Source organism: Pedobacter gandavensis (assembly GCF_032678745.1).
GTDB classification, from domain to species: Bacteria; Bacteroidota; Bacteroidia; order Sphingobacteriales; family Sphingobacteriaceae; genus Pedobacter; species Pedobacter gandavensis_C.
Genome location: NZ_JAVTST010000004.1, coordinates 1 through 17,527, shown reverse-complemented (window position 1 = coordinate 17,527; position 17,527 = coordinate 1). Strand labels below are relative to the sequence as shown.

Sequence of the window (17,527 nt, the reverse complement as noted above, 5' to 3'; positions counted from 1 at the left end):
CATGAACAATATTAGAATTTTTCTGCTATCTCTTTTATTGGGCTTTGTCTTTTTCAAAAGTCAAGCCCAGACGATGAGACAATTTAATGGTAAGTTTTCAATTGTTGAGGTAAATTATTTAGCTCAGGGAGAATATAAGATTCGGGGAAATTTTAGTGATGATACGTATACTTACAGTGCGATTGATGCTAAGATAGGTGACCGGATCATGGACATGTCGGGTAGCTCTTATCAGATCATCTCTTTAACCGTTAGTGGTACTGAAATTACTGCACATACAAAATCACTCGAAAATGTGGATGGAAAACTGGGACTAGGATTGATCTTTAGACCCAGTCCAAAAGGATATCCATTGATCACTCAGGAAACGCCGGGGATTGTGCTATTTAATGCGCTAAATACCGCAACATTATCTATCGATGCCAGTATTCCAAATTATGCCTCAGGTACCAGTCTTCCTGTAGTTACCGTTAAAGAGGGGGATGTGGTTTCGCTGATCCCTGACAATAAAATTTATAAATTAACAGTTAAGGGCTGGCAGTTGTTGAATGCTGATAACATCCCTGTGGATTACTCCTCACCGGTAAGTTCTGCTCCCCCAGGAAACAAAGGGGATGTTCTTAAATCTTATTGGGATGATAAGTTTTACCTGTTTAATGGTACAGGCTGGGTGGCTGTTCCTGAATCAACGTCATTACCTACACTACCGAATTTTGGAGATGTTTACTTTGATACCAGTCAAGGTAAACTGTTTATGTTTAGCGATGGCAAATGGTTAAATATTAGTAGCGCTTCTATTCCTGGAGGCCCGGGAACAGAGTTGCCAAAGCTGCCTAAACCCGGAGACATGTTCTTCAACACTGATCTGAACATATTGTATGTTTATGACAATACCAATAAATGGGTGGAGGTATCAACCAATGGTTCTACACCATCAGCAACTACTACTCCAGACCCGGTAGCAACCCGTATTAAAGAAGGTTCTCTATTTTATAATAGTACCGATCATAAGCTTTATGTATACAATGGAACAGGTTGGATTCCGATGGACAATGCGCTTAAAACCGGTCATATTTATGTAGGTAACAACTCCAATTTAGCGACCTCAGTTCCATTAACTGGAGATGCGAAAATTACCACAACGGGTAAGCTGACGATTCTTGATCTCGCAATTACAGATGAAAAGTTAGACAAATCAAATATTCCATTGAGTGGCTTTGCCAAACCAATGGACAATATTTCTATGGGTGGATATAAGGTAGCGGATTTGTCGCCACCTTCTGCAGCTGCAGATGCAACCAATAAGGAATATGTAGATAATCTATTCAGTACTCCAGGTTCACTCGCCTTACCAAAGGATAATTTATTTGTTGGTAATACTTCGGGGAAAGCGGTGGCAGTACATAAAAATACCATCCCAATTTCTGGCTTTGATAGAGCATACAGTAACCTATCTATGGGTACAGCACTTACAGGCCCATACTTCAGGATTGTAAATCTTGGAGAACCTGCAGAAGCTCAGGATGCGGTAACGAAAAACTATGTAGATACCAGAGCGATTTCTGCCAATAATATCGTGCTGACTAAAGGATTTATGTTTGTAGGTAACGATGTAAATACGGCTAGTGGGATCGCAAAAACTGCAATTCCATTGAGTGGTTTTGCTCCAGCAGCTGCAGATATTTCTATTGGTGGCTTTAAATTAACCAATGTTCTTGATCCCATTGCTGCACAGGATGCCGCAACTAAGAAATATGTGGATACAAGAACGATCAATCCTTCAAGTCTTAATTTAACTAAAGGCAATCTTTTTGTGGGTGACGCTACAGGGAAGGCTGCCGATGTGTTGCAAAATACCCTTTTATTGAGTGGCTTTGGAGCGCCAAATGCCGATATCTTAATTGGTGGTTTTCTTTTGAAAAATCTTGGACTTCCTGTTGAGGATGCGGATGCAGTGAACAAAAAATATGTAGATGATCTTTTTAAAACACCTTCATCTATCCTCGGACTACCTGTGCAAAATATGTTCTTAGGAGATATAAATGGAAAAGCAATCCCTACTCCGAAAAGGAACATCACTTTTAGTGGCTTTGCAAAAGCAGCTGAAAATATTGCAATGGGTGATGCAACCAAACAATACAACATTAACTTTTTAGCAGATCCGGTATCTGCTCAGGATGCAGCAACTAGAAACTATGTAGATACCAAGCTTTCTAATCCTAGCTCTTTAACATTGTCAGCCGGTCATATCCTGGTTGGAGATGCTGCAAATAAAGCAGAGCCAATTTTGAAATCAGACATTCCATTGAGTGACTTTGGACCTGCAAAAGCAAACATCTCTTTTGGAGATGGGACCACTAATTTCAAATTGATTAACCTTGCTGATCCGCAGACTGCGCAGGAAGCCGCAACAAAAGCCTATGTAGATTCGAAAACTGCAGGAACAGGGCTTCCTTCTTTGGCACTAGGAAACTTCTTTATTGGTGATGCCTTAGGTAAAGCTTCGGAAATTGCTAAAACAGCAATTCCATTAAGTGGTTTTGCTGCTGCAGGAGCAGATGTGGCAATGGGTGGTTTTAAATTAACGGGTCTTTCAGAACCGGCAGCGGCAACAGATGCGGCGACTAAAGCCTATGTAGATTCCAAGACTTCTAAAACACCTCAAGAACCAACAGCACCTACAGGAGCGGTTGCCGGAGATACTTATTATAACACGACTGATCAACATTTATATGTGTACAATGGAACCGAATGGATTCCAATGGACAATAAACTGGCTGATGGAAATCTATATGTTGGAAATGCAAAAGGTATCGCTACCTCAACCCTTAAAACTGCAGTTCCATTAAGTGGATTTGGTGCAGCAGGAGCAGATGTGCTGATGGGCGGATTTAAATTAAGTGCTGTAGCAGATCCTGCCTTAGCACAAGATGCCGCAACAAAAAACTATGTAGATACCAAAACATTTACACCAAACGCGCTTCAACTGAAGCAGGATTATTTCTTTGTGGGTGATGTCAATGGCAAAGCTTCAGAAATTGCAAAAACAGGAATTCCATTAAGTGGTTTTGCTGCAGCAGGAGCAGATGTCCTGATGGGTGGATTTAAAATCAGCAATCTTGCTGACCCGGTTAGCGAACTGGATGCGGTGAACAAGAAATCCCTGGATGCAGGTTTAACGGCAGCAGCGGCTGCGGCAAAAGACAACCTGGGTAACCATACTGCAACGGAGAATATCAAACTTGCTGCATATGCAATCAGTGCCGATGGTGGCGCAAATAAAGGGATCAGTTTTGAAGCAGATGGAAGTGCGATTTTTGCACAGAGTATGACCATCCGTCAGAACTTTTACACCCCATCAGACCGTAGGTTAAAAGACCATATCGAAACCCTGAGTTCAACACTTCAAAAGATTGACCAGATCAGGGGAGTAAGGTTCGAATATAAAGACCAGACTAAATATGCTGCAGGACCAAAAATCGGTGTCATCGCTCAGGAATTGCAAAAAGTATATCCTGAAATGGTGACCCAAGGGAAAGATGGTTTTCTGAAAGTAGACTATACCCAGCTTACAGGAATCCTGATCCAGGCGGTAAAAGAACAACAAAAAGAAATCGAGGAATTGAAAACGCGAATGAATCAGCAACAGGAGCAAATTGATCAGATCCTTAAAAGATTAAAATAATTCGTAATAAAGAATTGAAGCCATAATGATAACCATTAATCCATTTAGAAATGTAGCGCTGATCACTGCCTTAACAGGCATGATGTCTCTCGCTGCAAATGCACAGGATGTCAGTTTAAAAATACATTTATCCGGAGTAGCCAAAAGTAAGATCAGCTTACTTTCCCTAACCGGGCCATCTATTAAAACGGTAGTAGAGCATCCTTCAATTAACAAAGGACAAACGGCAACATTGAGCATTCCAAAAGCACTGCTGCCAGCAGAATTTGTATTGCGTTTTGATTTTCAGGAACAGGAAAGCAGCAACCCTTATCCTGCCGAAAAACACATTTTTATTAATGATCAGAACCTGGAATTATGGGTAAAACCAAAGGCGCTAACCAATCCGGATAGTACTTATTTCCAAAAAGACGAAAGGGAAAATACGCTGATGACCCGCTTCGCAATGGAGAACTTCAAGAAAAGAGAACAGCTGGGTTTATTGCAGAACTTCCTGATGAACTATGATCAGCCAAGCGCTAAATTCTTCCAGTTAGGAACTACAGAATATGATGGCAGAAGAGCGGAATATAACGCCTGGATCGCTGCGCAAACCGCACAATATAAAAGCAGCTTTGTGAGCAATACATTCGTCTTCCAGCACATTCCACCCATCGTTTGGAACGGTACGGAAACTGACCGCTTAAACAGTGCCATTGCCCATTATTTTGATGGAATGAATTTCAAGAATCCAGCCATCCTTAAAACCAATGAGATCAAGGAATGGATGAATAAATATGTAAACATTTATGGTTCCATGTCTACAACTATCGCACTCCGTGATTCACTGTTTACCCTCGCCGGAAAACGAGCCATTGAAAAAGCAAAACTGGGAGACCCTCAGGTTTACGGTTGGATGGTAGACTATTTCTATAACGGATTTGAAAGTTTCAACATGACTGCCGGTATTAAAATGCTGGAGCCTTACCTGAACGATCCCTTATGCCAAACCAGCAAGAGAAAAGCAATTGAGCAACGTTTGAAAGGGATAGAGACCTTAACGGTAGGTTCCGTAGCGCCTAACTTCAATTGGAGTTTAGCCTCCGGTAAAAGCGTTCCTTTTCATGATTTCAAGACAGAAGCCAAGTATAAACTGGTGCTGTTCTGGTCGGCAGATTGCCAGCATTGTAAAGAGTTGATGGAGCAGTTGCATCCCTGGTATCAGGACGCTGCAAAGAAAGAAATGATGGATGTTTTTGCCATCAGTCTGGATGAAACGGAAACGGAAATCCCTGCCTGGGAAAAAGCAAAAGTTAACCTGAGTTCCTTCAAACATAAAAGAGCAGAACAAGGGATCAGAAGCCCGGAGGCTGCTGCATACTTTGTGCTGTCTACACCAACAATGGTGCTTGTAGAAGCGAAGACAAACAAAATAGTAGGCTTGCCGGAAAATCTGGCACAGTTGGAATCAGAAATGAAATAATAACCCGGCAAGGGGTATAAAACACAAAATAATGAAGAAAATAATCTCATCACTTGTCCTCAGTTTTCTGCTTTTACAAGGCTTAATCCTGAAGGCGCAGTTAAAGGTGAACTCGGAAGGTCTTTTTATTCAGAATGGAACGGTATTCAGTACAGATGGATTAACACTGGTACCTACCAACGACTGGAGTATAAACAACATTACCATTAGCAAACAGCCTAATGTGGTCATCTTTCCAAAGTTCAATAGTATCCAAAGGATGTACAGATTCAGCAGAGCGGTAAACTTTGAAGGAGAACTGGCACTCAGCTATGAGAATGTGGAACTGAATGGCAACGAAGGTAAGAACCTGGTGCTGGCCTATTCGCCGGTAACGAGTAACAATGCCAAGGATTTTATCCAGGTAAAGGAAAGTGTAGCCAATGCCGAGCAGCGATATATTGGTCAGTTGTTTGCCAAGGCAATTCTGCTTTCAGACATCACGGCAGTAAGCATGGAAGCATCGGTCATCAAACCTTATGCAGAGCTGGAAGCGAATAACATGATTACGCCCAATGGGGATGGTAAAAATGATACCTGGATCGTTAAAAATATACAGTTATATCCGAACAATGAGTTGAAGATTTTTGACCGTGAGGGTAGGGTGGTATTTACCATGTTTGCCTACGACAACTCCTGGGATGGAATGTACAATGGGATCCCATTGCAAGAGGATACCTATTATTATATCCTGACCATCGATTCAGGGAAATCTAAAAAAACAGGGTTTATTTCTATAGTAAGAGACAAATAATCAGATAAAATTGATCATGATGAAATTAGTAGTGCGGAGGATTTTAGTAAGCGGAGGTTTAATGATGGGGCTTTTCAGTGTGGCGCAGAACGCCCAGGCTCAGATCAGACCTTTAGGCGGTCAGTATTATGAAAATCAATACATCAGCAACCCGGCATTTGCAGGGATGACGCAAGGTTTAAATGTAAATATGAGTTACCGAAATCAATGGAGATCTATTCCAGGATCACCGGTAACCATGGCCTTCACCGGCGATTATCGCCATGAAAAAGTAGGATTGGGTATTTCTGTTTATAATGACAATGCCGGATTGATCGGACGTACCCGTGTGATGGGGACTTATGCCTACCATTTACCTTTAAATGGAGACAATAGAAGCCTGCATTTCGGGGTTTCCCTGGGGATGATGAAGGAAAAGCTGGACAACAATAACATCATTGCAGCACCTGATGATATCTCCGCGCAGAACTTCAACCAGCGTAAAGCATTTGTAGATGGTGATTTTGGAATTGCCTTTACCAATGAGAGGTTTACCCTGCAGGGTGCCTTACCCAACCTGAAGAAATTTATGCAGAAGGACGATCAGAATACAGTAGATGGTTCTACTTATTTTGTGGCGGCTTCCTATAAAATAGGAACTAGTCTGGATGTTGTTTCTATAGAACCAAAGATCAGTTTCAGAGGGGCAAAAGACATCGATAACATCTGGGATTTAGGAACCAATGTAAAGCTGGAAAACAACATTCTTTCTTTTTTAGGAATGTACCATAGCGACAAGAGTTCTACGTTTGGAGTGGGTGTTACTTACGATAGATACTTTATTCAAGGTTATTACACCAGTCAGCTGGCCGGAGAACGTCAACGTACCGGAGGCGATTTTGAGATCAACATCAAAATCAAACTGTTCAACGAAGGGAAATAAAAGATCCTTCATTCTTTTTACAATATAGCGTTCGCATTGAAAAAAAAACTGTACTCCGTATTTCTAATTTTAATTTTTATTGGGAATGCGGCAGTTGCGCAGTCCTATTTTCGCATAGTAAACGGAATTCCTCATCTTCCGGTTTTGGATCAAGCCGGCATCCTGGATGCAAAACCGGGCATGCTGATTTTCAGCGATGTACAGCATAAACCTTTAATTTATAACGGTAGCAATTGGGTGAGTCTATGTACCAACAGCATGCAAACGGTAAGCCCGGAAGACTATTTCATGGTCAAAGAAGGGATTTCTTACCTGCCGGTATTGAGCAAAGATCCCGCAAACAGCAATACAACAGGGACGGTTTATTATTCTTCCATTCATAAATCTGCAATGGTCTATAATGGCCTTGCCTGGGTGAAGATTCAGGACCTGAGCAAAAGTATATTTAGTCCAAACGCGGGATTCTCGTCGGGTGCAGAAGCTCAGACTTTTAAGCTTCCTGTATTGGAAAACGACCCAATTAAAAGCAGTGTAACTGCAGGTGCTTTTTACCTCAATGCGACTTCCAGTGCCTTAAAATATTTTGATGGTACCAACTGGCAGGATTTAAAATGTATTGCAGAAGTCTTAACCCTTGAGGTAACCGATATTAAAGGGACTAATGTTTTAGCACATGGAGAAGTGATCACTAATGGTGGTGCAGATATCATTACCAGGGGCTTTTGCTGGAGTACAAATCCGAATCCTGACATCTCCCTAAACACCAAAACAGTAACTGCGGTAACTGGTAGCGGACTGGGCGAATTTAGCGCTACCCTAGGTAATCTGCTTCAAAATACCACTTATCATGTGCGTGCTTATGCGACCAACAGCCAGGGGACCGTTTATGGAGAAGATAAAGTCTTTACCACGCTTTTCGATCTGCCAACTATTATCACTTTACCAATAAATGCGATTACCAGTATTGATGCTTTGAGTGGTGGCGACATTACTGAGGATGGTGGTAGCCCGGTTTCTGCCCGTGGGATCAGGTGGAGTATCAAAGGAGATCCACTGGATGATCCGGATGCGATCCTGACCAATGATGGCTCCGGAGTAGGCGTTTTCCCAAGCTCCCTGGTGGGCTTGTTAGGAAATACAACCTATTATGTAAGGGCTTATGCGGTCAATGTAATGGGCATCGCCTATGGCAATTTACTCAGTTTTACCACACCGCCACCAGTGCCTCCAGCATTGAGTTCGGCAACAGTAAGCGTGACCCATGTAACCGAGAAATCCGCCAGAGGCGAGGTCAATATTCTAAACAATGGCGGGGCCATCGTTTCTGAAAGAGGATTTGCATGGAGTACCGACCGCATCACCTGGATTCATGGAACTTCAGAAACCATCAACCCAACAGATCTTGGGGTATTCATTGGAAACTTAACCAACCTGTTCCCGGGAACTACCTATTATGCCAAAGGTTATGCTACCAATACTGCGGGAACGGCTTACACTTCTGAAACCAGTTTCATCACCAATTCATTGGCCTTAATTACGACCATTAAACCAAACAATCTGACCGGCATATCCGCTTATAGTGGCGGCCAGATCAGTCACAATGGGGGTGTTCAGGTTACGGAAAGAGGGATTTGCTGGAGTACCAGTCCTTCGCCAACCATAGACCTTCTTACCAAAATACACTTGCCTTTTGCTGGTGATGGTAGTGGAACTTATGGGAATCTGATGAAGGATTTAACGCCTGCAACTACTTATTACGTCCGTGCTTATGCTATAAATGAGGTCGGTACAGCCTACGGTAATGAAGAGGTATTCCGTACCCCTGATTATCCAACGGTCAGCACATTAGCCGCCGGTTCTTTCTTCAATAATACTGCTAAAGGTGGGGGTGAAGTACTGAATGATGGTGAATCACCGATACTTTCAAGAGGAGTAGTTTGGAGTAAAGTAGAAAATCCAGCATTGGAGAACAGCCAAAGCAGTAGCAACGGTACTGGCTTAGGCGTATTTAATAGCTTGATTACCGGATTAGAAACGAATACTCTTTACCATGTAAGGGCGTATGCAACCAATGTGGTTGGTACCTCATATGGAGCTGATAAAACTTTTAGCCTGATTCCCGGAATTCCGGAGGTCAGCACACAACCGGTGATTGCCATTACCAATATGACGGCTACTGGTGGTGGTATTATTACCAGCAATGGTGATGCAGACATCACTGCAAAAGGGATATATTGGAGCAAAACCGGTGATCCTGGCGATGATCTTGAAGCAGGCATGACCAAAGATGGCCCAGGTGCAGGAACTTACCAGAGTTTCCTGGGTAACCTCCTTGGAAATACGACTTATTACGTTCGCGCTTATGCGGAAAACAGGTTTGGAAAAGCTTATGGCGACTTGCTGACTTTTGTAACGCCGGCAGCTCAATTGCCTACGCTGACTTACCAAACACTAGCAATCACAAACATTACAGACACAAGGGCACACGGTCAGGTATGGATACAAAACAATGGTGGGGCAAAAATATTGTCCAGAGGGATTGCCTATAGTACCGATCAGCTGACTTACCTGCAACAGGAAGCGGTAGAGCGTACGGATATTGGTGGATTTAATGTGCAGCTGGAAGGATTATTACCTGGCACGGTATATTATGCTAAAGGTTACGCGACCAATAGTGTAGGTACGGTTTATACGAAGGAAATGAGCTTCATCACACCATTGTACATCAGCTTAAGCACTTTGCCTGTAACGCAGGTAACCAGCTTTACAGCTACAACCGGAGGCTGGATTTTAAACCCTGGTAGTTCAGGGATCACCTTCCGTGGAATCGCCTATGGCACTTCCCCAGATCCAACTACATGGGGTACGGTGGTCAGCAATGGAGAAACAACCGAACAGTTTGTAAGTCACCTGAACGGCCTAACTGGTAGCACCAGATATTACGTTCGTGCCTATGCAGGAAATGGGGTGGCTACGGTTTATGGAAATGAAGAAAGCTTTATGACCGCTCCGGCAATATTACCAGCCATTACCACACTTAAAATCGACAATATTGGTGGCGTAACCGCCACCGCATCGGCAGAAATCATCAATGATGGTGGAAGCATGGTTAGTTCAAGAGGGATTTGCTGGAACACCAGCGGCGACCCGGAAATCACAGAGGGAGCCAAAGCAAGCGGTCAGGGGAAAGGGTTATATACTGCTGCCTTGACTAATTTAAGCCCATTAACGAAATACTATGTGCGCGCTTATGCGATCAATGAAGTAGGCGTGGTTTATGGAAATGAATTAACCTTTACTACGGCTACTATTGCTACATTGAGCACTTTGCCTGCCACTTTAATTACAGCCAACACCGCAAAAAGTGGTGGTGTCATTACTGCAGATGGTGGAACACCGGTGTTCCAATCCGGTGTTTGCTGGAGTACAGCTGGTTTACCAACTATAGAAGATCCCCATACTGCTGAAGGCTCAGGAATCGGAACTTTTACTCAGAATATTACGGAGCTGATTGGTAGCACTACTTATTACATCCGTGCTTATGCCATCAACAGCGCTGGTATTGCCTATGGTGATGTACAGCAATTTGTAACAGCGCCTCCGGTATTGGCAACGATCGGTACCACTACCGTTATCAGCGGTCCAACAGGAATAACCGCAACAAGTGGAGGTACGATCTTGAGCAATGGCGGTGCCCTGATCAGTGATCGTGGTCTGGTATGGAGTACCTTGAAAGGCTTCGATCCCGAAGATCCTACAACCAAAAGACTCAATGTATTTGGATCGACCAGTTTCGCGATGACCATGACTGATTTATTGCCTGGAACGGTTTACTATGTCCGCGCATTTGCCAGCAACAGTGCAGGCATCGCTTATGCGGCCAATGAAATTGAATTCCGCAGTTTCGGACTTCCGGAATTGACCACTGATCCAATAGCATTAAACACGGTGACCAGTATGACCGCTACTGCAGGAGGAACAATTTCCAGCAATGGCGGCACGGTAGTTACAGCTAGTGGCATCTGTTGGAGTACCCAGCATTTACCAACGATTAATGATACTCAGGCAGCTAACGGCAAAGGTATGGGTAGTTTCTTGTCAGAGGTTACAGGCTTGTTGGGAAGTACTACTTATTACTTGAGGGCTTATGCCATCAATAGCGTAGGTGTTGCTTATGGTGAAGAAAGAAGCTTTAGCACCTTGCCGGCAATTTTGGCCACATTGACCACCAACCCTGCGGTTCCGACTTCTACTACAACAGCTACTGCCGGCGGTACAATTTTAACCAATGGAGGTGCATTAGTGACCACCAGAGGGGTACTTTGGAGTACCGATGCGAACTTCAATCCGGATACGGTAACTGTAAATAAAACCGCAGAAACCGGTTATTTTACGGGTAGTTTTAATGCGAAAATAACAGGTTTAAAACAACATACTTTATACTATGTACGCGCTTATGTGATCAATAGTGTGGGCATTGCTTATGGAGAGGTGCTGAACTTTTTGACACCTCAATTGCCAGTGCTGACCACCGCCTTTTCTAAAGCGACTGGTAGCACTACCGCGATTAGTGGTGGCGACATCAGTAACGAAGGTGGCTCTAATGTTTATGCGCGAGGTGTGGTCTGGAGTCCGGTAGCGGTATTCAATCGGGATACGATTACGGTAAACAGAACCATCAATGGCAACAGAGGAGGTACTTTTGAAAGTAACCTGAAAAATTTAAAAGCAAGTACTACCTATTATGTACAGGCTTATGCTACAAATGTGGCAGGTACTACTTATGGTAACCTGCTTAATTTCATCACCAATCCACCTGTACTGGCCAGCTTAAGCACCAGAGCGGCAATTGCAATTACCGGATCTTCGGCGATAACAGGAGGTGATATTTATGATGATGGTGGTGCAGAACCAACCACCAGAGGTATGGTATGGAGTACCCAATCCGGTTTCAGACCAGATACGGTAATCAGCCAGAGAACGGTTCAGGCGGGTGCAGGAAAAGGAGGTTTCAGCAGTACCATTACCGGCTTAAAAGCAGGCACTACGTATTACATGCGCGCCTATACCAACAACAGTGTGGGTATTGCTTATGGAAATGAATTGAGTTTTACGACCTTGATTATCCCTACGCTAACCACCGCTCCGGTAACGGTTTCTTCTGCCGGGATCACCGCTATTGGTGGTGGAACGATCATTTCTGATGGTGGCGCAGTAGTCAGCAATCAGGGGGTAGTATGGAATACCACACCGAACCCAATGGTGGGCACGCCAAATGAAACCAGGTATGATACCGGTTCAGGAAATACTTTCAGAAGTAATATCAGCGGTTTAGAACCCATCACTTTATATTATGTGCGTGCTTATGCTATCAATAATCAGGGTATCGCGTATGGAGATGAGGTCACTTTTAGGACCCCTGCAATTCTCCCTACTTTAAGCACCAGTTATGTAACACCTTCTTCTAAATCTACCGCCACTACAGGAGGTTTGATCACTAAAGATGGTGGCGCTGCGGTAACGGAGCGTGGCGTAGTCTGGAGTGCCGATCGCAACTTTAACCCGGATGCAGAACTGGCCAACAAAACATTTAATGGCCCGGGAATGGGGACCTTTAGTAGTGAAATGACCGGATTGAAATTGAGTACCGCTTATTTCGTTCGTGCTTATGCAGTGAACAGTGTAGGTACAGCTTATGGTAATCAGGTCACAGTAACCTTGTTCCCAACGGCTCCTATTCTAAGTACCAATGAGGTCACAGAAATTGGCGGATTTACCGCCAATAGTGGCGCGGTAATTTCCAGTGATGGAGGTGCGGATATAACTCAAAAAGGATTGGTATGGAGTACCAAAACCAACCCAACCATCGCCGATAGCAAAACGGCCAATGGCCCGGGACAAGATACTTTCAGTGCAACCATGGTTGGTTTATTACCAAATACTTTGTACTATGTTCGTGCTTATGCGCAGAATAAAATCGGAACCGCATATGGAGTAGAAAGAAGCTTCCTGACCAATGCTTTCCCTACTTTAACGGTAACTACAGCAGTAACAAATATCATTGCTACGACCGCAACAAGTGGTGGAGACATTACCGATGATGGAAGATCGCCGATCCTGGTGAGAGGCATAACCTGGAACACTACCGGTTTACCAACACTGGAAAAAAGCGCTAAAACCATTGATAAAACGACTACAGGAACCGGGAAGTTTGAAGCCTTCCTAACCGGATTAACTGATCAGACTACTTATTATGTGCGCGCTTATGCCACTAATGCAGTGGGTACAACTTATGGTAGTCAGATTTCCTTTACCACCTTGCCGGTGATGTTGCCAACCTTACAAACGAATAGTCCAGCGGAGATCAGCAGCAGCGCGGTAACCACTGGAGGAAATGTGATAGATGATGGTGGAATGCCAATTACGCAACGCGGAATTTGCTGGAGTACCAGTCCGAATCCAAGCATCGCTTTAGCAACAAGATTAAACCATGCAACTTCAGGTACCGGTATCTACTCGATCCCAGTAGCCGGATTAACACCGGGCACTAAGTACTACCTTCGTGCTTTTGCAACGAATATCAAAGGAACTGCTTATGGAGAAGAACTGAACTTTGTTACCCTTGCGCTTCCGCCAACAATAGGCATGGCCATCGTAGCGAATGTTTCAGCCAATAGCCTTGACCTGAGCGCTACCTTAACCAGTAATGGAGGTGATGAAATCACTGACCGAGGTTTCTATTACAGCAAAGTATCTAAAATACCAGTGCTGCCTTTAAACCCGGACAGCTTAATTTCTGCAGGTACAAACGGTGCTTTTGCAGGCACTTTGAATGGGTTGATCAGCGGAGGGAAATATTATATCTGGGCTTATGCCAGCAATAGTGCAGGCACAGGATTAAGTGCTGCTCCAACCATCAGTACTACTAAAATGGTTCCTACACCGATTACCACAAAACCTTTCGCCATCCTTAAAGCCACGGCTACTTCCGGTGGTGGAGCCATTATTGATGGTGGATCTCCGGTAACGGCTAAAGGAATTGTATGGAGTACAGAAAAAAATCTAACCATAGATCTTAGCACCAAAACCTCCGATGGTACAGGAGTTGCAGCATACAATAGTTACTTGACCGGCTTGGGTAAAAGAACTACTTATTATGTCCGGGCTTATGCCACCAATGCTATTGGAACCGGTTATGGTAATCTGGACAGCTTAACTACAGTAGATGTTCCAACCCTAACTACCACTGTTGCTACTGATATCAAAAGTACTTCGGCTATTTCCGGAGGGGAGACCCTGGATAATGGTGGATTGCCTTTAAATAACAATGGAATATGTTGGAGTACTACACCTAATCCTACTTATGAGGCCAGTTCAAGAACGGTCTTAGGAAATGCTTTGGGCGTTTTTTTCGGTCAGATTCCTGGATTAATTAAAGCCACCAAATATTACTATAGAGCATTTTCAAGCAACAGTATTGGTGTCGCTTATGGGGAAGAGTATAGCTTTACAACTCTGGCAGAAATGCCTGTGGTGAGTGTTGTTACCTTCAGCAATCCTACGATGGTTAGTGTAGATGCAGCAGCAACAGTAACTAATAACGGTGGTGGTGGAATTACTGATCGTGGTTTTTACTGGAGTACTGATGCAAAAACACCAGTATTACCATTAAATGTAGATAGCACTCTTTCTGTAGGTATAGACGCAGCTTTTAGTGGTACAATTAATGGCCTGACTTCAGGAAAGAAATACAATGTATGGGCGTATGTAACCAATGCAATAGGCACAGCGCTTAGTGCAAATCCGGTAATCTTTATTGCGCCAACACTTGCAACGGTTAGCACGGCGAGAGCAAGCGCCATAACGCAAACTACGGCAACCGCAGGTGGTTTTCTTGGTGACCAAGGAAACTTGGTTGTGAGTCAAAAAGGAGTAGTTTGGAGCTTAGACAAAGAACCAACTATTGCGCTGGAAACAAAAACATTAAACGGTCCCGGAGTAGGTTATTACAATTCTGCCTTAACGGGATTGACCAAGGGGACTAAGTATTATTTCCGCGCCTATGCCACAAATTCAGTGGGTACGGCCTATGGTCCACTGGATAGTTTAACCACTTTAGATTTACCTAGCCTAACCACTAGTCCGGCAACAGGAATCACCAGTATTGCCGCCATTAGTGGGGGTGAAGTATTGAAAGATGGTGGTGTGCCGATTACTGCCCGAGGAATAGTTTGGAGTCTTTTAAAAGATCCAACGATCGCCTTGACTACAAAAACAGTTAACGGGACAGGAACTGGCATATTTGTGAGTAATCTAACGGGACTAACTGTGGCTACTCAATATTACTTTAGAGCTTATGCGACGAATAGCATTGGTACCGCTTATGGCACGCTCGACAGCTTAACAACAACCGCTTTACCTGCCACATTATCTGTAGTTAAAATTGATAAACTATTGGCTTCTTCTGCTGATCTATCAGCAACAGTACTGAATGATGGTAAGGCCGAAATCACTGAACGTGGTCTCGTATGGAGCAGCAAAAATGCTATTCCAACGATTGATGACCAAAAGATAGCAGCTGGAACAGCAGGTCTGGGCGACTTTGCCGTAAGTATGGCCGACCTTATTGAAAGTCCTACTTATTATGTACGCGCCTATGCCATCAACAAAATGGGGGTAGCTTATAGTCCGACAGCCACCAGCTTTAAGATTTGTAAACCTTTTACCGTGACGCACGTTGCAGGGGTGAATGGTGCGCCGGTTTCAAAAACGGTTACTTACAATACTGTAAACACCTCAATTTCTGGTGCGGCACGTTGCTGGATTACACAGAATCTGGGTGCAGATCATCAAGCGGCGAGTATGACCGACTATACAGAACCTTCCACAGGTTGGTTCTGGCAGTTTAACCGGAAACAAGGATTTAAGCAAGATGGGCCAGTCAGAACTCCGGGCAATGATGTTGCACCATGGAATAATACAGCCTTTACTGAAAACTACAATTGGTTGCCAGAGAATGATCCATGTGACCTGCTATTGGGTGTTGGCTGGCGTTTACCAACAGCAGCGGAATGGACCATCGCTGATGGGGCACCTCAAAACTGGAACACCAGCACTGATACCTACAACTCTCCATTGAAACTGATGGCGTCAGGTTATACCAACGGATCAGCGATGCTTGATCAGGGAGCATCTGGATATTTCTGGAGTAGTGGTACCTGGAGGCAGAATGAAGCTTCTGCCTTGGCGGTCAATGGTAGCACTTCTGTGTTGAATTTATATAAAACCAATGCTTTTACGCTACGTTGTATCAGAGATACGATTGTCCTGTCTAATCCAAAGTTGAGTATAGTCACAATTCCTGTTGCAGGTATGAAAGATGATTTAGCAGAGGCTAAGGCGACTTTGACTTCTGATGGAGGACTTCCTGTGACGGCAAGAGGTTTTGTATGGAGCAGTACGAATAATAAACCGGAACTTACAGACCAGGTGATATCAGCTTCAGACTTGCAAACATTTGTGGGCACATTGACCAATCTCCCTGAAGGACCAACAATTTATGTTCGCGCTTTTGCGACCAATGCGAATGGAACAGGCTATAGCGTTTCCTCAACGAGCTTTAAAGTTTGTAAGCCTTTTACAATTATACATAAGGCCGGATTTAACGGTGCGGCAGTAGATAAAACGGTGACTTATCAAACGGTAAGTACAAGTATTAGCGGTGATCCCCGTTGTTGGTTGGCGCAGAATTTAGGGGCTTCACAGCCAGCGACTTCCTATAATGACAAAAGCGCTGCTGCTGCGGGATGGTACTGGCAGTTTAATCGCATCCAGGGTTTTGAAGTGGATGTGGCAACCCGCGTGCCGGCTCCTACTTCATTGACTCCATGGCTTGGTATGATTACTGAAGATTTAAACTGGTTACCTACCAATGATCCATGTATCCTGTTATTAGGGGGAGGGTGGCGATTGCCTACTTTAACAGAGTGGACCGCAGCCGATGCCGCTCCGCAACTCTGGACAAAAGATCAGGATGCCTATAATTCTGTATTAAAATTACACAATGCAGGAGTGTTAGATATGAATGCTGGAGGGATCTCAACTACTAGAGGTAGTTATGGACGTTTCTGGAGCAGTACTCAATTCCGTAATTCAAATCCTTATCAAAATAGTTTTGGTAGTAGCCTGCAAATTTCCGTGAACAGTAGTGACGCAGTTTCTGGTGCTGGAACCGAGTCTTATAAAGCCAATGGTTATTCTTTACGTTGTATTCGTGATGTAGTGACTGCTGGGCTGCCAATGGTAAGTAACGTACTTACTCCTGTTTCAGGGATGAAAGAAAGTTCAGCAGAAGGATCAGCAACGGTAGTTTCCGATGGTGGTGCTGCACTTACCGGACGTGGATTGGTATGGAGTACAACTAATAAAATCCCAACTTTGACTGATCAGGTATTACCTGCAGGATCTCTACCTGGTGATTTTAGGCAAACCTTAACCGGACTTTCAGAAGGGCCAACTTATTATGTTCGCGCTTATGCAACCAATGCAATTGGAACAGGATACAGTCCTACGGTGACGAGTTTTAAGATTTGTAATCCAGTTACGCTGGTTCATGCTGCAGGATTAAATGGCGCAGCAGCAGATAAAACGATCACCTATGGTACA

5 protein-coding genes are annotated in these 17,527 nt (G+C 43.9%); all 5 read left to right on the top strand.

Features of this window, described 5'->3' with window-relative positions; genetic code table 11:
• Nucleotide 1 precedes the first annotated feature (1 nt).
• A complete protein-coding gene (locus R2S10_RS14335) occupies nt 2-3,685 on the top strand; it encodes a tail fiber domain-containing protein (RefSeq protein WP_316841112.1) in 3,684 nt (1,227 codons plus the stop codon).
• A gap of 25 nt (nt 3,686-3,710) precedes the next feature.
• The gene (locus tag R2S10_RS14330) at nt 3,711-5,147 is read left to right on the top strand and encodes a TlpA family protein disulfide reductase (protein WP_316841111.1); all 1,437 of its coding nucleotides are present in this window, start codon (nt 3,711-3,713) and stop codon (nt 5,145-5,147) included.
• A 31-nt stretch (nt 5,148-5,178) separates the two neighbouring features.
• Entirely contained in the window at nt 5,179-5,940 is a 762-nt protein-coding gene (locus tag R2S10_RS14325) for a gliding motility-associated C-terminal domain-containing protein (protein ID WP_316841110.1), read from the top strand.
• A gap of 16 nt (nt 5,941-5,956) precedes the next feature.
• Nucleotides 5,957-6,862, top strand: coding sequence for a PorP/SprF family type IX secretion system membrane protein (locus R2S10_RS14320; RefSeq protein WP_316841109.1), 906 nt, complete (start codon nt 5,957-5,959; stop codon nt 6,860-6,862).
• A 36-nt stretch (nt 6,863-6,898) separates the two neighbouring features.
• The coding region (locus R2S10_RS14315) for a hypothetical protein (protein WP_316841108.1) at nt 6,899-17,527 on the top strand (10,629 nt) is incomplete at its 3' end.